The organism is Sediminicola luteus (assembly GCF_002514735.1).
Taxonomy (GTDB): Bacteria; Bacteroidota; Bacteroidia; order Flavobacteriales; family Flavobacteriaceae; genus HQA918.
Genome location: NZ_NBWU01000004.1, coordinates 377,458 through 396,208, shown reverse-complemented (window position 1 = coordinate 396,208; position 18,751 = coordinate 377,458). Strand labels below are relative to the sequence as shown.

15 protein-coding genes are annotated in these 18,751 nt (G+C 43.6%); 13 read left to right on the top strand and 2 right to left on the bottom strand.

The features are described 5' to 3' along the window. Nucleotides 1-4: 4 nt before the first annotated feature. From B7P33_RS14050 to B7P33_RS14020, 7 genes are all read left to right on the top strand, one after another. Entirely contained in the window at nt 5-1,441 is a 1,437-nt protein-coding gene (locus B7P33_RS14050; protein ID WP_097442643.1) for a glycosyltransferase family 2 protein, read from the top strand. Then, nucleotides 1,434-2,561, top strand: coding sequence for a tetratricopeptide repeat protein (locus B7P33_RS14045; RefSeq protein WP_097442642.1), 1,128 nt, complete (start codon nt 1,434-1,436; stop codon nt 2,559-2,561). The genes B7P33_RS14050 and B7P33_RS14045 overlap by 8 nt, the downstream gene beginning before the upstream one ends. Beyond that, nucleotides 2,561-3,823 carry a YaiO family outer membrane beta-barrel protein gene (locus tag B7P33_RS14040; RefSeq protein WP_097442641.1) on the top strand — a complete coding sequence of 421 codons (1,263 nt, stop codon included), beginning with the start codon at nt 2,561-2,563 and terminating at the stop codon, nt 3,821-3,823. Before B7P33_RS14045 ends, B7P33_RS14040 begins: the two co-directional genes overlap by 1 nt. A 598-nt stretch (nt 3,824-4,421) precedes the next feature. After that, complete coding sequence (locus tag B7P33_RS14035; RefSeq protein ID WP_097443008.1) at nt 4,422-4,925, top strand: DUF6155 family protein; 504 nt, start codon at nt 4,422-4,424, stop codon at nt 4,923-4,925. A 140-nt stretch (nt 4,926-5,065) separates the two neighbouring features. Beyond that, nucleotides 5,066-6,577 carry a DEAD/DEAH box helicase gene (locus B7P33_RS14030; protein ID WP_097443007.1) on the top strand — a complete coding sequence of 504 codons (1,512 nt, stop codon included), beginning with the start codon at nt 5,066-5,068 and terminating at the stop codon, nt 6,575-6,577. Between the two features lie 3 nt (nt 6,578-6,580). Beyond that, the gene (locus B7P33_RS14025; RefSeq protein ID WP_245871800.1) at nt 6,581-7,804 is read left to right on the top strand and encodes a glycosyltransferase; all 1,224 of its coding nucleotides are present in this window, start codon (nt 6,581-6,583) and stop codon (nt 7,802-7,804) included. A 750-nt stretch (nt 7,805-8,554) separates the two neighbouring features. Next, nucleotides 8,555-9,397, top strand: a complete 843-nt coding sequence (locus tag B7P33_RS14020; protein ID WP_172435957.1) for a 1,4-dihydroxy-2-naphthoyl-CoA synthase — start codon at nt 8,555-8,557, stop codon at nt 9,395-9,397. Nucleotides 9,398-10,003: 606 nt separating this feature from the next. Here B7P33_RS14020 and B7P33_RS14015 read toward each other — a convergent pair. Continuing rightward, on the bottom strand, nt 10,004-11,338 hold the full coding sequence (locus B7P33_RS14015) for a serine hydrolase domain-containing protein (protein WP_097442640.1): 1,335 nt from the start codon (nt 11,336-11,338) through the stop codon (nt 10,004-10,006). Nucleotides 11,339-11,528: 190 nt separating this feature from the next. Here B7P33_RS14015 and B7P33_RS14010 point away from each other — a divergent pair, with 190 nt between their 5' ends. Continuing rightward, nucleotides 11,529-12,188 (top strand): N-acetylmuramoyl-L-alanine amidase, encoded by a 660-nt coding sequence (locus tag B7P33_RS14010; RefSeq protein WP_097442639.1) that lies wholly within the window; start codon nt 11,529-11,531, stop codon nt 12,186-12,188. Continuing rightward, on the top strand, nt 12,188-13,669 hold the full coding sequence (locus B7P33_RS14005; RefSeq protein ID WP_097442638.1) for a M14 family zinc carboxypeptidase: 1,482 nt from the start codon (nt 12,188-12,190) through the stop codon (nt 13,667-13,669). Before B7P33_RS14010 ends, B7P33_RS14005 begins: the two co-directional genes overlap by 1 nt. 82 nt (nt 13,670-13,751) lie before the next feature. Here the strand turns inward: B7P33_RS14005 and B7P33_RS14000 are convergent, their stop codons facing one another. Beyond that, complete coding sequence (locus B7P33_RS14000) at nt 13,752-14,837, bottom strand: vWA domain-containing protein (RefSeq protein ID WP_245871799.1); 1,086 nt, start codon at nt 14,835-14,837, stop codon at nt 13,752-13,754. Between the two features lie 140 nt (nt 14,838-14,977). Between B7P33_RS14000 and B7P33_RS13995 the strand changes: the two genes are divergently transcribed. The 4 genes from B7P33_RS13995 to B7P33_RS13980 all read left to right on the top strand — a co-directional run bounded on the left by B7P33_RS13995 (nt 14,978) and on the right by B7P33_RS13980 (nt 18,672). Then, complete coding sequence (locus B7P33_RS13995) at nt 14,978-15,682, top strand: potassium channel family protein (RefSeq protein WP_097442636.1); 705 nt, start codon at nt 14,978-14,980, stop codon at nt 15,680-15,682. Between the two features lie 100 nt (nt 15,683-15,782). After that, nucleotides 15,783-17,453 carry a formate--tetrahydrofolate ligase gene (locus B7P33_RS13990; RefSeq protein WP_097442635.1) on the top strand — a complete coding sequence of 557 codons (1,671 nt, stop codon included), beginning with the start codon at nt 15,783-15,785 and terminating at the stop codon, nt 17,451-17,453. A 219-nt stretch (nt 17,454-17,672) separates the two neighbouring features. After that, nucleotides 17,673-18,104 (top strand): MarR family winged helix-turn-helix transcriptional regulator, encoded by a 432-nt coding sequence (locus B7P33_RS13985; RefSeq protein ID WP_097442634.1) that lies wholly within the window; start codon nt 17,673-17,675, stop codon nt 18,102-18,104. Between the two features lie 37 nt (nt 18,105-18,141). Further along, nucleotides 18,142-18,672 (top strand): NADPH-dependent FMN reductase, encoded by a 531-nt coding sequence (locus B7P33_RS13980; protein ID WP_097442633.1) that lies wholly within the window; start codon nt 18,142-18,144, stop codon nt 18,670-18,672. Nucleotides 18,673-18,751: the final 79 nt, after the last annotated feature.

The following is an 18,751-nucleotide window of genomic DNA, read 5'->3' as shown; positions in this document are numbered from 1 at the left end:
GAAAATGAATATAGAGATCGTAAAAATAATAGGGGATTACCTCAGTATCATATTCTTGATATTTACCGTGGTGCTCCTGTTGGTCTTTATTTCCATGGCCTACCTTTCTGCCCGTAATTCATTTCATTATAAACACAAAAACAGTTTTGGCGATCTTTCCAAGATTATGGCGTCGCCTTTGGCGCCCAGTATTACCATAATTGCCCCGGCCTATAACGAGGGACTCACCATTGTAGAGAACATTCGTTCGTTATTGTCACTTCGGTATGTAGAGTTTGAGGTTATGGTGGTCAACGATGGTAGCAAAGACGATACCATGGAAAAAATGATCGCTGCCTTTGATTTGTACAAGACCGATAGGCAAGTGCCTAGCGATTGGCGCGCCAAGCCCGTGGCAGGTATCTATAAATCGCGAAAAAAGGCCTATGCCAAACTCACCGTAATCGATAAGGCCAATGGGGGTAAATCCGATGCCTTGAATGCGGGAATGCAACTTTCCCAAAACAAATATGTGGGCTGTATCGATGTGGATTGCTTGTTATTACCCGATGCCCTTTTACATGTAGTTAAAGCGTTCTATCAGCGGTCTAAACAACGGGTAATTGCCGTAGGTGGTGTGATACGTGTGGCCAATTCGTGCCAGATTTCAGGTGGGAAATTGGAACAGATCAACTTGCCTACAAATTGGTTGGCCCGTTATCAGTTGCTTGAATATACCCGTTCCTTTCTTTTGGGAAGAATGGCCTGGGGCCGTATCGATAGCCTTTTGATAATTTCAGGGGCTTTTGGTTTTTTCGATAGGGAGATTGCCCTAGCGGCCGGACTTTATGATACCGATACCGTGGGCGAGGATATGGAAATCGTTTTCCGAATGCGTCGTTATATGCATGATCGGGGGCTTCCATATACCGTAGAATATATTCCGGATCCCCTTTGTTGGACCGAAGTTCCCGAAAGCCCGAAAATATTATTGAACCAACGTGACCGTTGGACCCGGGGAAACCTGGAGACTTTGTACAAACACAAAGAAATGTTCTTTAATCCCAAATATGGTAGGTTGGGTATGATCAGCTATCCGTATTGGTTTTTCTACGAATGGTTGGCCCCTTTACTGGAGTTCTTTGGCTTCTTTTCCATTATCGCCTTTTACTTTGCCGGTATTTTAAATTGGGATTTTTTCATAGGTATCAGCATTACCATTTATGCTTTTATGGTCATGTTCTCATTCTATGCCATTTTATGGGATGTATATTCCTATAACGAGTATAAAAAGACCAAAGACCTATTGATCCTTATGGTCTGTGCACTTACCGAACCCTTGTTTTTCCACCCTTTGGTGACTTTTGCGGCCGTTAGGGGCAATTATAAAAAATTGTTTAAGATCCAATCGGGTTGGGGTACCATTACCCGTAAAGGATTTAGTAAACCTGCCAATGCGTGATTCGGTTCAACATAATGCCAAACCCTCTTTAGGGCCTTTTATTGGGCGTGCCTTGGCCTTTGCCGGTATGTTGATGGTGCTGGCCTTTGTACAGCAATTGGTCTTATGGCAACTGGGCGCTTTCGATACGCTGGTCAATCAAAGTCTGTTTTTGGCTTGGGCCCATCAATTGGGTTATGCGGCCCTAGTTTCCGTGGTTTTGGTTTTTCTCTATAAAAAATGGCGTAAACAAAGTGTTACTGCAGCCCAAAATAAGATAGAACTTGTTTTTGTGGCCATATTAGATCTAGAGCTGTTCCTGACCGCTTTTTTTATTCGGGAAGGCTTGCCTTTTCCTATAGGTGGACTCTATGCCATTTTAGATGGTTGGTATATTTATTTACCCATAGTTGTCGTAGGTTTCTTCTTGGTTCGGGCGGTGTATCCGAAGGTGTTGACCTATTTAGATGGGTTAACGCACTGGGTAGGCCGTATGTTTCCGGTGACCTTGGTTATGCTGAGCATGTTTTTATGTACCTATACCTTGGGTAAACGGGCCTTGTATGAAAACAAAACCCAGTTTTTGGTCGAGTGGCTGCTTACTTCGGTAGGTTCGAAAGATGGGGCACGTGCCAAATTGGATCGGGCCTCGTTATTGGCCCCAAGTGGCGAAGCATTCCCATTTTCCAAATACGACAGACTCTGGTTGCAGCATACCATGTATACCGACGATTTAGATTTAGCTTACCTAAAAGCTAGGCAGTTAGGGTTCGATAAAAAGTTTGAACGTGCTGCTTTATTGGCTTCATATATAGTATATTACACGCCAGAGCAATTGGATGCGAAGATTTTGTTGGGCCGTATATATGCTTGGCAAAGACAGTTCGATAAGGCCGAACCTTTACTAGCCCATTTGGTGGCAGAAAACCCCAATTACCAAGATGCCTATAGTGCCCTTTTCGATGTTTTCCTTTGGTCTGGGGAAGAAGAAAAGGCGCTGCCCTATATCAACAGTTTACAAAATGCCGAAGCTTTGAACGAGGACTTAAGCGCTCGTATCAAAAAACTAAATGCCCGTTTGGCCCAATTGGCCCAAGCCCCGGCCAAGGGTCTTGACTCCCTAAACCCACCGCAACCCTAATGAGAATAATACTATGTTTTTGGTTTTGTTTCGGGGTACATTTTATGTGGGCCCAAGATTTGGCATATCAGGGCAACCCAGATGAATCTTTTTTTAATGCCAGGCAAATGGCCTTCTCCGGAAAAAGAACACAGGCGAGGGATACTTTAAACCGTATTTTGGAAGCGTATCCGAACTATGCAGATGTTCGTAACCTGTTGGCCAAAACCTTAAGCTGGGAAGGCAAATATGATCAGGCCAGAAAGGAGTTCAATAAAATCACCTCGAAAGAAAGACGCAATTTAGAGGTTTGGGAAGCAGCCATAAAAAATGAGATCTATGCCCAGAACCTTACTGTAGCCTTGGGTTTGTGTAATAAAGCATTAAAGTATTTACCCCTAGACGCCCGTTTACAACGCTTAAAGAGTCAGGTCTTAGTGGCTATGGATGTACCGGATATGGCCCAGGAATACATAGACAATTATAGGGTTCGCCATCCGGAAGATGTTGCTGTACAAGGTTTACAGAAACAATTGGATGAGAAGGTACGTAAGCAAGAAATAGAGGTGGGTAGCACCTTGGAGGTTTATGATATTGTATATGATCCTGCTGTAACCCTAAGTCTACGCTATGCCAAAGAATCGGAATGGGGTAAATGGGCGGTACAGACCGATTTTGCCAACAGATTTAATACCAATGGGCTGCAAATAGGAGGTGAGGTCTACCCGAAATTCGGGAAGGATGTGTATGCCGATGTGGCCTATGCTTACTCAGGGGCCACGATTTTCCCGAGGCATAGGGCTAGGGCAGAGGTCTACAAAAGCTTCCCGAATAAAATGGAGGCCTCGTTGGGTGGTCGCTTCTACGATTTTAGCGATTCTTCCTCATCCTTGATTTACACGGGTTCCTTGGGCTTGTATTCCGGGGACTATTATTTTAGTGCCCGCCCTTATGTAACGCCGATTCCCGATGCCAAACCTAGTTTTTCAATGACGCTTACCGCCCGAAAGTATGGTAAAAGACCAAAACAATATTTGGGATTGATTGCTGGTTATGGGTTTATGCCCGATTTTAAACAGTTGGTGGTAGATGGCGAGCTTTTGTCGAAAACCGTATTGTATTTAGAATCCAGGCAGTTGTTCCTAGACTATCAGATGCCGGCGGCAAAAGGCCGTGATTTATGGAAATTCCAGCTTGGTGTGCAACATCAGGAATTGGTATTCGATGCCGACCGTTTTTATTGGAGCGTATCGGCCGGACTCCGATTTACCACCCGATTCTAGACGAACGGTAAAGTGGGGTCATATTCACAACAGAAATAAGGGGCTTCACCACATTTTACTTGTAACAACCGCTAGAAATACATATGTTTATAGTCCCCATTTACAAAACAATTTTTTTGACCTATTTATTTAATCTATGTTGTATGACACCTATGGTGAGGAATATTTAAAGTTCCTCAAAGAATTAAATGAGATTTTAAGCGTTAATGAGTTAATAGAGCTCGATTACCTATAAATGCTCGCGTAAGAAAGACCCCAAATCTAAATTGAATTATATGATGAACAAGAATCAAGACAATGCAGCCTACTTGAATTTTATTCAGGATTTGAATGAGATTCTAAATGATCAGAACATTAACCGTTTGAGTTACTATTAGTACAATTCAACCATAAAGATTTGAACCGCCCCAGAGGCGGTTTTTTTTGGCACCGCCAAAAGGGTTTAATACCTCGAGGCTTGCCTGCCAAAAAGTAGGCAGGCTTGTCTTTTAATAAAATACATATTTGGTTCATATGTCTCGTGCGAATACACCGAGGTAGTTTACTGTATGGCCAATTCGCCACATTCGGTTATTTTTACCTTCCAGAAGAAAAAGAGATGTCCAAAAAACAGGTCAAAGCCTATTTTAACGAACTTCAAGAAGCTGCGTTACGTGAGCAATTACTTGCGTTGTACGAGAAATTTCCGGAAGTAAAAGAGTATTACGATTTTGCCGTGGCGCCCAAGGAAGACAAACTGATCTTACAGGCCAAGGAAAAGATTTCCAAAGAATATTTCCCCTTGAACGGACGTAGACCCAAGGCCCGAAGATCAAAGGCGAATGCCTATATTAAAAAATTCCGTTTATTGGGCATGGATCCCAGTCTCTTGGCCGATTTTATGGGCTTTAACCTCGAGCTCATGCAAACCTTTGTGCGGGAGAAACGGGTGGCCGATGCCTTTTATAAAAGTATGTCGGTTTCTTTTACGGAATGGATAACCTATTGTGTGCAACAAGGCATTTGGCCTGAACATAAAAACCGTGTTTTAAAATCGTTTGAAGAGGCCCGGGACTATCCCTTTTTCGAAAAATTCGAGGCAGCCTTGGATATTGTTGATTAAATAGGGCTTTTTAACCCCTTGTTTTTAAGGCTTCTCCCTCATTTCACAGAACTTTTAGCCTACCGCCTTTACATATCCTATTTATTTGGTTAATTTTGGAGGGTTTTTTTGAAAAGAGCCCTAACGCTAATCAACACCATTTGGAAGTCAAGAACCACGCCCCTCAAAAGAAATTATACGATTACCAAGAGCAGGATCTTCAATCTATTTTCCAGTGTTTGGAAGAATCGGACTATAACATCAATATGTTGTACCAGTTGCCTACGGGAGGGGGTAAGACGGTCGTGTTCTCTGAGATTACACGTCGTTTTATTGAAAAGACCCAAAAAAAGGTTGTGGTGCTTACCCATCGTATAGAGCTGAGCCGACAAACCTCAAAGATGCTCGAGGGGTTTGGGGTAAGCAATATGATTATTAATAGTGAGGTCAAAGAGGTTAATGACGAAGGCGACTATATGTGCTATGTGGCCATGGTAGAAACCTTGAACAACCGTCTACAAGACGAAAAGGTAACCATTCATGATATCGGCTTGGTCATAATCGATGAGGCCCATTATAACTCGTTCCGTAAGCTGTTCAAATATTTTGAAGATAGTTCAATTCTAGGGGTTACGGCCACACCATTGAGTTCGAATATTAAACTTCCCATGAAAGACAACTATAAAAAGTTGATTATCGGGGAGTCTATTGAGAGCTTGATCAAAAAGAAATTTTTGGCTGAGGCCAATATGTACCATCAAGATGTAAGCCTTCGAAGCTTAAAGATCGGTTCCAATGGAGACTATACCGTAAAATCTTCCGACGAATTGTATGGTAACCAGAGTATGTTGGGCAAATTGCTTTCTTCATACCGAAACATTGCCTTAGGGACTAAAACCCTAATCTTTAATAATGGTATCAGTACTTCTTTGTATGTGTACGACCTCTTTAAAAAGGCAGGGTATAACGTACGCCATTTAGACAATAGGAACTCCACTGCCGAACGCAAGGAAATTTTGGAGTGGTTTTCCAAGACTCCCGATGCTATTTTAACATCAGTCAGTATTCTTACCACGGGTTTCGATGAACCTTCGGTAGAAACCATAATCTTAAACCGTGCCACGCGTTCCTTGACTTTGTATTTCCAGATGATCGGTCGTGGTTCTAGGGTATTGCCAAATAAAAAGGAGTTCAATGTAATCGATTTGGGGAACAATATTGCCCGTTTCGGTATGTGGGACGCCCCTATAGATTGGCAGGAGATTTTCCTTTTCCCCGATTTCTTTCTGGAGAACATTCGTAACGATGAGGAAATTGAACGGGAGTTCGTATATGCCATGCCCGATGAGCTCCGTGCCAAATTTGCGGCTTCGGAAAGTGTAGATTTCGATATTAAGGAAACCTATAAGCAAGTGTTGGCCCAAGGGTTAAAGTCGAAATTGGTATTGGAAAAGAGTATTGAGCAACACGCCCAGATTTGTGTAGAAAACAGTGAAGATGTTTTCGATGCCCGTATTTTGGCCAAAGAACTCAAGGAAGAGATCGAATACCGGGTAAAGCAATATTCGTATTGCATTATGAACAATACCAAGAACTATAAAGAATGGTTGCAAGAAGATTATGAGCGTAAATTACGCCTGAATATCTCGCAAAAGTTCGCCGAATTAATGTAGGTTTTGAAAAAGCTTCTGATCATAGCTACCGTTTGGCCCGAGCCCCAAGCCACGGCCGCCGGTATTCGAATGATGCAGCTTATTGAAATGTTTCAATCGTGGGATTTTACCGTTCATTTTACGGTAACGGCTCCTCTAAACGATTTGACGACCCCATTGACCGAGCTAGGGGTATCGCCTCATCAAATTGCCCTGAACGATGCCAGTTTTGATGTTTTTGTAAGTGATTTGGCACCAGATTTTGTGCTTTTCGATCGTTTTATTGCCGAAGAACAGTTTGGTTGGCGAGTGGCCGAGAATTGTCCGGATGCTATGCGTATTCTGGATTCCGAAGACCTCCATTCACTTCGCATGGCCCGTAAAAAGGCCGTTGCTGCCCAAGAATCTTTTTCCGAAACCCATTGGTTATCCCAAGAACTGACGCTTAGGGAAATGGCCAGTATTTATCGTTGTGATCTTACCTTGATCATTTCCCTATTCGAAATGGATTGGTTGGCCCGATTTGGGGTGCCCAAAAGTATTTTAGTCTATTTGCCTTTTTTGCTGAAGGAGACCGATATTCCCAAAAATCTGCCCGGCTACGGGGAACGGGAACATTTTGTTTGCATAGGCAATGGCCTACATGCCCCAAATGTAGATGGATTTCGGTGGTTGTATAACGAAATATGGCCAGGTATCCGGCAGCGATTACCCCAGGCCGAGTTGCATATCTATGGCGGTCATATACCCGAGTCGGTACGGCAGTTACATAAACCTGAAAAGGGCTTTTTGGTACAGGGTTGGTGTAAAGATGTAGGCCAGACCATGGCACAAGCTAGGGTAAATTTGGCCCCCTTACGTTTTGGTGCCGGACTAAAGGGTAAGGTGCTCGAAGGTATAAAACAGGGCACCCCAACGGTTACAACGGCCATTGGCGCTGAAGGCATGGCACAAGAAGGTTTGGTATGGCCCGGTGCTATTTGTACCAGTACAACCGACTACATTGAACAGGCTGTGCATCTATATAGCCACACCGAATCTTGGGAGGCATGTATGGTGAATCGGGAAAAATTACTGAGTTCTTTTGGTTTTGCTTTCTATACGAAAGAAATTGCGAATTTGTTGGATAAACTGGCAAAAAACTTGAATAACCATCGTACCCATAACCTTATCGGGGCCATGCTGCGCCATCATCACATGAATAGCACCAAATATTTGTCCAAATGGATCGAGGCCAAAAATAAATAGTAGCTTTATCTACCAATCGGTACATTGTAAAATTGCTTCATTAACACTGGTTTACACGAATTCGGCTAATTACACTAATGTACTTCCCACTTGGTACCTCGAACTTCCTGCCCCATTTTCAAATCAACTCATTTTCAAATTTTCAAATCGGTGTATCATCAAATTACCCCATTGCTACATCGGTACATTTCTAAATTGCAACATTAATCCGGGTTGACACGAATTTCAGGAATTCTACTAATTTTTTCTTTCCACTTCGTACTTCCCACTTGGTATCTCGAACTTTCTGCCCCATTTTCAAATCAACTCATTTTCAAATCTTCAAATCGGTGTATCATCAAATTACCCCATAGCTACATCGATACATTTCTAAATTGCAACATTCATCCGGGTTGACACGAATTTCAGGAATTCTACTAATTTTTTCTTTCCACTTCGTACTTCCCACTTGGTATCTCGAACTTTCTGCCCCATTTTCAAATCAACTCATTTTCAAATCTTCAAATCGGTGTATCATCAAATTACCCCATAGCTACATCGATACATTACTAAATTGCTCCATTAACACAGTTTGACCCAAATTTCACGAATTCCACTAATTTTTTTCACTTCGTACTTCCCACTTGGTACTTCGAACTTTCTAACCCATCTTCAAATTAACACATTAACAAATTGGTACATCGTTACAGGGGTACATTGAATAATTAACCCATTGCCCTTATCTTAGTGGCCCTAAAACAAGAACGATCTATGGGAACTATTGCCTGGAAAACTGCCAAGGAATACGAAGACATTACCTATAAAAAATGTGACGGGGTGGCCCGTATCGCATTTAACCGCCCCAATGTGCGCAATGCGTTTAGGCCTAAAACGACCAGCGAGCTATATGATGCGTTTTACGATGCCCAGGAAGATACCAGTATCGGGGTAATTTTACTGTCGGCCGAAGGCCCTTCTACCAAAGATGGGGTGTATGCCTTTTGTAGTGGAGGGGACCAAAAAGCACGGGGACACCAAGGCTATGTGGGTGATGATGGCTACCATCGTTTGAATATACTCGAGGTACAACGCTTGATCCGTTTTATGCCCAAAGTGGTTATCGCTGTAGTACCCGGTTGGGCCGTAGGTGGTGGGCATAGCTTGCATGTGGTTTGCGATATGAGCTTGGCCAGTAAAGAGCATGCCATTTTTAAACAGACCGATGCCGATGTTACCAGTTTCGATGGGGGCTATGGTTCGGCCTATTTGGCTAAGATGGTGGGACAGAAAAAGGCACGGGAAATCTTCTTTTTAGGTAGAAACTATTCGGCCCAAGAGGCTTATGAAATGGGTATGGTAAATGCGGTAATACCACATGATGAATTGGAAGATACCGCATACCAATGGGCCCAAGAAATTTTGGAAAAATCGCCAACATCGATTAAAATGCTAAAATTCGCCATGAACCTTACCGACGACGGCATGGTGGGGCAACAGGTATTTGCCGGCGAAGCTACGCGTTTGGCCTATATGACCAACGAGGCCATTGAAGGTAGGAATGCTTTCTTGGAAAAGAGAAAACCCAACTTTGGTAAGGACAGATGGATTCCTTAAGGGCGGAATACCAGAAGGCTTTATTAATTTTGGGAATAGTGAAAAATGAAAAAGGTCTTGGTTTTTGACCAAGACCCTTTTACGAGAACACTATGAAAATGAAAAATTAACTTCCTTTAATATTACACTGCTAAAGTACTGGCATCTGGCTTAGTAGCGAAAGTTTTGTTGTGAACTTAGGAGAAATTGTGGTAAGTAGTCCAATTCTTACGATTTTCTTGTTTTGATTACCCACTGGAGTTAGGGCTATATCTAAGGGTTTCAATTAAGGGCAAAGAAAAAGGTCTTGGTGTATGGCCAAGACCCTTTTACGAGAACACTATGAAAATGAAAAAATTAACTCCTTTTTTTTAATTACACTACTAAAGTACAGCAGTGTAGTTCATCGATGAAATGATTGTTGCCAAGGGGGTAAAAGCTGTGGTGTAGCCAGTACAGTTTGTAGCTTGTAGTAGAAACCAACAACAAGATTTTGCTGAAACCCATGGGATTTAACCCACGGTTTGAATGTATTCTTGCAATTCAGGTATAGCCTTAATTGCAGGGGTTAATAAAACATTTCGTACCAAGTCTCTTGAAATGGAATGCCGGGATTTAATTAGGAATTTATTGGATAGCCTTAACGATTTCCCCAAGAAAACCATTGATGTTAAAGTCGGGGTCTTCGGCCAATCCGGTGCGAACCACCACTAACTCTTTAGAGGGGATAATAAACACATGTTGTCCCTGATACCCATTGGCAGAATACATATCGGTGGGTACATCGGGGTATTGTCCGTTGGCGTTCAGCCAAAAATGGGCTCCGTATTTTCCATTCGATTTCCGATTGGGTGTGGCTACATAATCGGCCCAACTAGGGTTAAAGAGCTGGTCACCATTCCAATTACCCCGGTGCAGGTATAATAGGCCGAATTTGCCCCAATCGCGGGTATTGGCCCACCCATAAGACGAGCCTACGAAATTTCCGTTGAGGTCGGTCTCTAACAACATACTGTGCATACCAATACGATCGATGAGGTGGGTGTACGGGAAGTCTAAATAGGATTGATGGTCATTAAACTGTTTGCGCAACAGGCCCGATAGCAGGTTGGAGGTGCCGGAGGAATAATTGAAAATTTCCCCGGGTTGGGCCATGGCCTTTTTGTTCCAGGCTACACTGGGCATGTCGATTTCCAAGAACAACATTTTGGTAACATCGGAAATGCCGCTATAATCTTCGTCCCAAGCCAAACCACTTTCCATTTGTAGTAGGTCGTGATAAGTAATGTGCTTACGATCATCTTCTTGCCAAAGTGCCAAATCGGGTTTTTGTTGCACGTCCAGACCATTTTCTTTTTCCAATATGCCGTATAGGGTGGCCAAAACACTTTTTGTCATGGACCAACCTAGTATTGGAGTGGTTTTATCAAAACCATCTACATAGCGCTCGGCCAATATTTGATCTTTATGAATTATGAGGGCCGTACGGGTACGGATGCTGTCCGGATAGGCAAAAACCATATCCAAGGCCTTTTCGATCCTGTCGTAGTCTACATGGGCAAAAATGGTATCGATTTGGGCTCCATCGCCATAAGGATAGGCAAAATTAGAGCGTCTTTGACGCCGAATGGGTTTGCGTTCCCAAATTTCAGAATCATAGCCCTCCACCAATAGGGCGGCGCCCAAACCGTCTCTATAGACCGCGGTACGTTCCAAAAGGCCTTTAACCGTGGCACTGGCCGATTTTTCATCGGCATTCACCTGGGCCTGTCCCAATTCGATTAAAGGCACCTGATGGTCATTCTGATTTACCGATTCTGCACTCCTTTGGGCATAAAACACGGTAGACGCCATGTTTTTGGCCGTATAGCCCGAGATAATATTCAGTTTGGGGTATTGGGTATAGATAACTACGGCCAAAATAACGATTAGGGCCAGAAAAATACGTTTGATCCATTTCATAGCAGAGGGGATAAGCGGGTTCGTTTCCGGCTAATATACATAATACTAATATAGCTTTTCAGGAATAGGCGCAACTTGTTTGTCCAGATAATATGATATGGTTTTTTAGTTGATTTTGGAATGGTATTACCTAGGCTCGAACTGAATTTCCTATGGTTCTTCGTACCTTTAAATCCAACTAAACTATACCATGAAGCATCTCCTTGTTTTTATTTGTCTCAGTACCTTGTTTTCTTGTACAACTACACATACCATTGTCGATAGGCCGATTGTTTTTGATGAAGAACGCAAGCAGCTCAGTCTCGAGTATTTATCGGAACGTTATGGCCTGAAGCAGGAGGAACCTGTTATTACTCCCAAAATGATAGTATTGCACTGGACGGTTATTCCGACTTTGGAAAAAAGCTTTGAGGCTTTTAATCCGGCCAAATTGCCCAATTGGCGGCCCGAGATCAAAGGTGCCGGGGCCTTAAACGTTTCCGCCCAGTTTTTGGTAGATCGAGATGGCACCATTTATAGATTGTTGCCCGAAACCACCATGGCGCGCCATGTTATTGGATTAAACCATTGCGCCATAGGTATCGAAAATGTGGGTGGAGGAGAAACCCTACCTTTAACCAAGGCCCAACTAAAAGCAAATATTTGGTTGGTAGATTATCTTTCTGATACTTATGATATTGAGTATGTAATTGGGCATTATGAATACACTCAATTTGAAGGACATGCCCTTTGGTTGGAAAAAGATGCCGCTTACCGTACCCAAAAAACGGATCCCGGACCCAAATTCGTAAAACGGGTGAAACGGGCCAATAAAAAACACAACTATAAAACCACTCCAAAAGCAAAATAATGAATCGTTTAAGCAAACATAAGATACTATGGGTATTGGGAATACTGATTGGTACGGCAGCCTATGGTCAAGGCAACCTTACCGACAAACTGTATGATACCTATGAAAATTACAAAGAGCCCAGCTTAGATAAAAGAAGGATCAAACATCAGCAATTACAGCCCTTGTTGGCGCATTATGCCCAAAACCCGGCTTTTACGGTACAAAAGGTCGGTAACTCGATTGAAGGCCGTTCCCTGTCGCTGGTAAGTATTGGTAGTGGGGATGTAGATATATACCTCTGGTCGCAAATGCATGGCGATGAACCTACGGCCACCCAGGCGATCTTTGATATCTTCCGCTTTTTGGAGAGTCCGGATTTTGCTGAGGAAAAGGCGGAAATCTTAAAAAATTGCCGGCTTCACTTTTTACCGATGCTAAACCCCGATGGGGCCGAACGTTTTATGCGACGCAATGCCTTGGGTATAGACATTAATCGCGACGCCTTACGCTTGCAATCCCCAGAAGGCCGTACCTTAAAACGGGTACGCGATAGTTTGGATGCCGATTTTGGTTTTAACCTTCACGATCAAAGTCGCTATTATAATGCCGAACGTACCGATCGGCCGGCGACTATATCCTATCTGGCTACTGCCTACGATTATGAGACCAACATTAACGAAGTAAGGGCCAATGCCATGAAGGTAATCGTATTTATGAACGACATCATTCAGAAATATGCCCCCGGACAAGTGGGACGTTATTCAGATGCCTTTGAGCCTCGGGCCTTTGGTGATAACATACAGAAATGGGGCACCTCTTTGATTTTGATCGAATCGGGGGGAATGGCCCAAGACCGCGAAAAACAGGAAATAAGAAAGTTGAACTATGTTTCCATCCTTTCGGCCATCTATACCATAGCCACAGGGGAGTATAAGCGTATAGATATAGCGGATTATGAAAAAATCCCTCGGAACGACCGTAAAATGTTGGATCTTAAAATCGAGGAGGTGACCTATCCTTTACTTGGTAAAAACTATACCCTCGATTTGGGTATTTATAGGAATGAGGTGGATCGTGAAGGGCATCACGATTTTTACTACCAAGCTCGAATAGTAGATCAGGGAGACCTTTCTACCTTTTATGGTTATGAAACCTTTAATGCCAAGGGTTATATGGCAAAGCCCGGAAAAGTATACCCCAAGACCCTAGCCACCTTATCGGAATTGACGGCAACCCAAGCGACCGAACTTTTAAAAGAAGGGTATCTGTATGTAAAGATTGCCCAATTCCCGGATTCCGATACCATGGATTTCGGCTTACCGATCATTCCGGTGCACGAAGACTTCGAAATGGCAGAAGAACTCCGGCTTGGGGTAGGAATGGCCCCAAATTTCTTTTTGGAAAAGGAAGGGAATCGAACCCATGTGGTGGTTAATGGTTTCCTATTGGAACTGGCGAATATGCGAGGGGAATTTAAAAATAGCGTGATGCAGCGTTGATCCAACCTCAAAAAAGAAAAAGCCCTTTTGAAATGATCATTTCAAAAGGGCTTTTTTATAATCTTGTTTTTCTAGCTTTTGATTACTCACAACCTCCCGTAAATCCGGAAGCGTTGAATTTGGTCTGAACCGCCCCTTGTAGGTTGTTGTGCTGCAATTTGATGGCCAAATTGTTTTCGCCACTACCGTCACGTTTGGGCGTACAGTATTCAAACAAATAAAAACTGTTTGCCTGATTGGCCACTTTTACCGAGATGGCATTAAAGGTAGCCTCCAATTCGGCTTTGTCTTGGGCTATAACGCTGGCGGTTTTACCGATTTCGGCCAATATTTGCGTATCGATTTCCGAGCCCAAACCTATGGTAAAGTAAGAAATATTGGCATTGGCGTTCTTTACTTTATTGGTTACCTCACTTTCAGAAAAACGGGCTGCCTGATCGGTACCATCGGTAAATACAACGATAGAGGCCGCGCCTATAACTTCTTCCTTTTTGTTTTGGGCAATAATAGCTTCGGCCTTGTCGGTAGCCTCGATTACGGCACCATATAGATTGGTAGATGGATCGTTGCTAATATCCGTTTTAATGTCATCTATTGCAGCTTTCAATGCTTCCGGATCGGCACTGAAGTCATGCAGTTGATGTAATTCGGCTTCCCCATCGAACCAATAGATGCCCATTTTAAAGGCACTGCTGGGGTTGTCAGGAAAAACCTGATCTATAAAACTATTCGATGCGGTTTTCAGTTCGGTCAAACTACCGCTTAGTACACTATTACTTAGATCGAGAACCAATAGCGTATGGTTGTTGAATTTTTGGGCGTTGGGCGAAATGCGTGCAAAGGATTCCGAGGCCGAAATGGTATTGAAACAAGCATCGTTACGGCCTTGCTCGTAAATGGTAAATTGCTCGGCTTTGAGTCCGGCTACTGGGGTGCCATCGGTCTCGGATACTTTAAAGAGAATCGATATTTTTCCGGGTAAACTGGTGTATTGATCTTGTATGGAGAGTACCAAATCGCTTTCCCCTAAGCCCAAGCATGGGTCCACTTCTTTACCCAATCCTAGGCTACCGGTATTGAGTCCGAAAGCCACATCATCGTCCGAATTTCCACAAGAAATCAATAGAAAGGCCATGATAAGGCCGGTAAACAGCGCGTTAATTTTCATTTTCATCGTCTTTTGAGTTGTTAACATAACGTCTTATTTTTACTTTAAGTATTCAACACCGGGGCCAATGTATTGTCGGCCTATTGGCTTTGGGCCTTAGATCCAATTTTCGTGCCACAACGGTATTAAATAAATGTGTTATGCCCCGTACCCTATGGAAATCGGCCAAAGATTGGTTGTACGAACACCGGTTTATAAACTTCTTCATTACCCAAGTGATCCTACTGTTCGGACCCTTGTTCTTCCCCGGAGCGGTCTATGCCAATATTATCAGTCCCATTTTCTTATGGTTGAACCTGTTGGCTGGTATGGTGTTGATCGCCAAACTTAAAAAGACCATTATCTTTTTTGCGGCTTTGTTATTACTGACCATTTTCTTGGTAGGCTCGCCCTTTGATCGTGATGCTGAGATAGGGCGTTGGGGCAATTATGTGATGATGGCCACTTATTTTTCTTTTTTCGCGGTGGTAACCTTGAATTTGATCAAGCAGGTTTGGGATGCCAAATGGGTGGATCGTAGGGTCATCTTTGGATCCATAAGTGGTTTTATCTCATTGGGATTAATGGGATTTTTTCTCTGTACCTCGATTTATATGGATGATAATGGGGCTTTTAGGGGTTTAAGTGAAGGCGAAATAGGTTGGGAGGCCCGTCTCGATGAACTCTTGTACTACAGCTACGTAACCTTGCTTACCATCGGTTATGGTGATATAGTCCCGGTGAGTCCAGTGGCCCGTAAAGCATCATTTTTATTGGGTATGGTGGGCCAATTTTACAATGTGATCATTATGGCCGTGGTCTTGGAAAAATACATCCGCCAAGGCAACAAACGCAAGAAAAATTAGTAGCTTGGCATAGGGTCGGCTAAGATCGTCGGCAATGCTATGACTATAATCACAATAAAATTGCGTTGGAATTACGAAATTTGCAAAAACTCCAACAAAAATGAATGTCGATTTAGAGATAGCACAAAAGGCCGAATTACAACCCATTACCGAAATTTCTGAAAAATTAGGTATTGCCGATACCGATTTAGAACAGTACGGACGGTTTAAGGCCAAACTTCCTTTAAAATATATCAACGAAGACCAAGTAGCCCAAGGAAATCTGGTTTTGGTCAGTGCCATGTCGCCAACACCGGCCGGAGAGGGCAAGACCACCGTATCCATCGGATTGACTGACGGTCTGAACAAAATCGGGAAAAAGACCATGGCCGTATTGCGCGAGCCTTCTTTGGGACCCGTTTTTGGTATGAAGGGTGGTGCCGCAGGAGGGGGCTACTCCCAAGTGGTGCCTATGGAAGATATCAACCTGCATTTTACGGGCGATTTTGCCGCTATTGAAAAAGCGAACAATCTGTTGGCCGCGGCCATTGATAACAATATACAACACGGAAAACGCAGTGTAGGCCTAGACCCCAGAACCGTACTTTGGAAACGGGTGATGGATATGAACGACCGAGCCCTGCGTCAGATTACCATAGGGCTAGGGGGGACCTTTAACGGCGTACCACGCGAAGATGGCTTTAATATTACCCCAGCTTCCGAAATCATGGCCATTTTATGCCTATCGAATACCATAGACGAACTTAAGGAGCGTATAGATAATATACTCGTAGGCTTCACCTTCGATAAAAAACCGGTATTTGCCAAGGCATTTGGAGTAACCGGGGCCATGGCTATCTTGTTGAAAGACGCCATAAAACCCAATTTGGTACAAACTTTAGAGGGGAATCCGGCCATGTTACATGGCGGACCTTTTGCGAATATTGCCCAAGGAACCAATTCGATCATCGGTACTAAAATGGGCTTGTCACTTTCCGATTATGTGGTGACCGAAGCTGGCTTCGGAGCTGATTTAGGGGCGGAGAAATTCTTCGATATCAAATGTAGGTACGGGAACCTAAAACCCAAGGCCGTGGTTTTGGTGGCCACAGTAAAGGCTTTAAAATTCCATGGGGGCGTGGCTAAGGATCAGGTAAAAGAGCCCAATGTGGCTGCTATGGAGGCCGGAATGCCCAATTTAAGGCGCCATATTACCAATATGAGAAAATTCGGGGTTAATCCGGTGGTGGCTATCAATACCTTTCCTACCGATACTCAAGAAGAATTGAACCGATTAAAGGAACTCTGCAGTGCCGAAGGTGTTCGGGCCGAATTAAGCCAAGGCTGGGCCAAGGGTGGTGCCGGTTGTACTTTGGTGGCCCAGGCGGTGGTAGATGAGATCGAGGCAGGCAAAAACGATTTTAAACTGTTGTACGACCTTCGTTTGAGTTTTGAGGAAAAGGTAGAGGCCATAGCCAAGCGAATTTATGGGGCGGCTCGGGTGAATTATTCGGCTGCTGCCTTAAAAATGTTGAAATCGCTTCATGAAAACGGACTCGACACCTTGCCGGTTTGTATTGCCAAAACCCAGTATTCCTTTAGTGATAATGCCAAAGCGGTAGGGGCGCCCAAAGATTTTGTATTGCATATTCGCGATATCGAAGTGGCCAATGGGGCCGGATTCTTGGTGCCTATTGCCGGTAAAGTGATGCGGATGCCGGGATTGCCATTGGTACCTGCCGCAGAGCAAATGGACTTGGACTCCGAGGGAAATGTCATTGGGTTGTCATAGTCTGATTTCGATTTGTTGTTGTTATTTTATCTAAGGTGCATCAAAACGGTCTTATTATGTCATGCTGAGCGCCGTGTCTGCCGAAGGAAGGCAGTCGAAGCGCATTAGAAACTATAAATGATGAATTTAACCTTTAGATATAATCCCCTGTTTTAACATCTTGTTAAGGTAGGGGATTGTTTTTTGTGTTATATTTGTACCTACAAATAATGTACTGACATGAATAAGGCCTATTACGAAGCGGTCATGGAAATAATCAAAACCGGACATTGGATTACCCATAGGGTGAGTCAAGAATTACGGGAATTTGATATTTACGAACCCCAGTTCAATGTATTGCGGATCCTGCGCGGGGCGAAAGGGAAACCCTTGTCCGTAAACACCATTTTAGAGCGTATGTTGCAAAAATCGAGCAATGTAACCCGTATTGTCGATAAATTGGAAGGTAGAGGTTTGGTTGAGAGGACTTTATGTAGTACCGATCGCAGGAAAATGGATATTGTCATCACGGATGCCGGCCTGGAATTGTTGGAAAAACTCGACATAAAAGTGGCTGCCCTTCACGATCCCATGGCAGAGAACCTGACCGAGGCCGAACTAGAGACCTTGGCGGCATTGATCAAGAAATTAAAATCGAATATAAAATCATAATGCCCGCAAGGGTATAACTCAAAAAACGTTACACATCATGAAAACAATTATTGCCTTAGGGGGAAGTACCAGTAAAAAATCCATCAATGCCCAATGGGCTAGCTATGCCGCGCATCAAGTACCAAATGTACAGGTGCAACCTTTAAATTTGAACGATTTCGAACTACCGCTGTATAGTGTAGATCTTGAAGGTGAAGCCGGAATTCCCGAGAACGCCCAAAAATTGAACGATACATTGGCTGGTGCCGATGGTATTGTACTTTCCTTGGCCGAGCACAACGGATCGTACAGTGCCGCCTTTAAAAATGCCATGGACTGGGTATCGCGAATCGATATGAAAATCTGGAAGGAGAAACCTATGTTGTTAATGGCTACATCGCCCGGAGGTAGGGGTGGGGCCACGGTTTTGGCCACAGCCGCCCAAAGTTTTCCGCATTTGGGGGCCCAGGTGGTAGCTCAGTTCGCCCTACCGTCATTTGGCCAAAATTTTACCGAAAACGGTTTGGCCGATGGGGAACTGCAAAAAACTTTTGATCAGGCCTTGGAAAAATTTTCCCAAGCGCTATAGTTCAAGAGGTTTCAAAAGTATTGGGCCAAGATTCTTTTTCTTTTCACAACCTTTGGTTACATTGGGTGGTTTATAGCGG

Excerpts from the sequence above, each read along its gene's own strand:
- B7P33_RS14050 (WP_097442643.1), top strand. The coding sequence starts at position 5 with ATGAATATAGAGATCGTAAAAATAATAGGGGATTACCTCAGTATCATA.
- B7P33_RS14045 (WP_097442642.1), top strand. The coding sequence starts at position 1,434 with ATGCGTGATTCGGTTCAACATAATGCCAAACCCTCTTTAGGGCCTTTT.
- B7P33_RS14040 (WP_097442641.1), top strand. The coding sequence starts at position 2,561 with ATGAGAATAATACTATGTTTTTGGTTTTGTTTCGGGGTACATTTTATG.
- B7P33_RS14035 (WP_097443008.1), top strand. The coding sequence starts at position 4,422 with ATGTCCAAAAAACAGGTCAAAGCCTATTTTAACGAACTTCAAGAAGCT.
- B7P33_RS14020 (WP_172435957.1), top strand. The coding sequence starts at position 8,555 with ATGGGAACTATTGCCTGGAAAACTGCCAAGGAATACGAAGACATTACC.
- B7P33_RS14015 (WP_097442640.1), bottom strand. The coding sequence starts at position 11,338 with ATGAAATGGATCAAACGTATTTTTCTGGCCCTAATCGTTATTTTGGCC.
- B7P33_RS14010 (WP_097442639.1), top strand. The coding sequence starts at position 11,529 with ATGAAGCATCTCCTTGTTTTTATTTGTCTCAGTACCTTGTTTTCTTGT.
- B7P33_RS14005 (WP_097442638.1), top strand. The coding sequence starts at position 12,188 with ATGAATCGTTTAAGCAAACATAAGATACTATGGGTATTGGGAATACTG.
- B7P33_RS14000 (WP_245871799.1), bottom strand. The coding sequence starts at position 14,837 with ATGAAAATTAACGCGCTGTTTACCGGCCTTATCATGGCCTTTCTATTG.
- B7P33_RS13995 (WP_097442636.1), top strand. The coding sequence starts at position 14,978 with ATGCCCCGTACCCTATGGAAATCGGCCAAAGATTGGTTGTACGAACAC.
- B7P33_RS13990 (WP_097442635.1), top strand. The coding sequence starts at position 15,783 with ATGAATGTCGATTTAGAGATAGCACAAAAGGCCGAATTACAACCCATT.
- B7P33_RS13985 (WP_097442634.1), top strand. The coding sequence starts at position 17,673 with ATGAATAAGGCCTATTACGAAGCGGTCATGGAAATAATCAAAACCGGA.
- B7P33_RS13980 (WP_097442633.1), top strand. The coding sequence starts at position 18,142 with ATGAAAACAATTATTGCCTTAGGGGGAAGTACCAGTAAAAAATCCATC.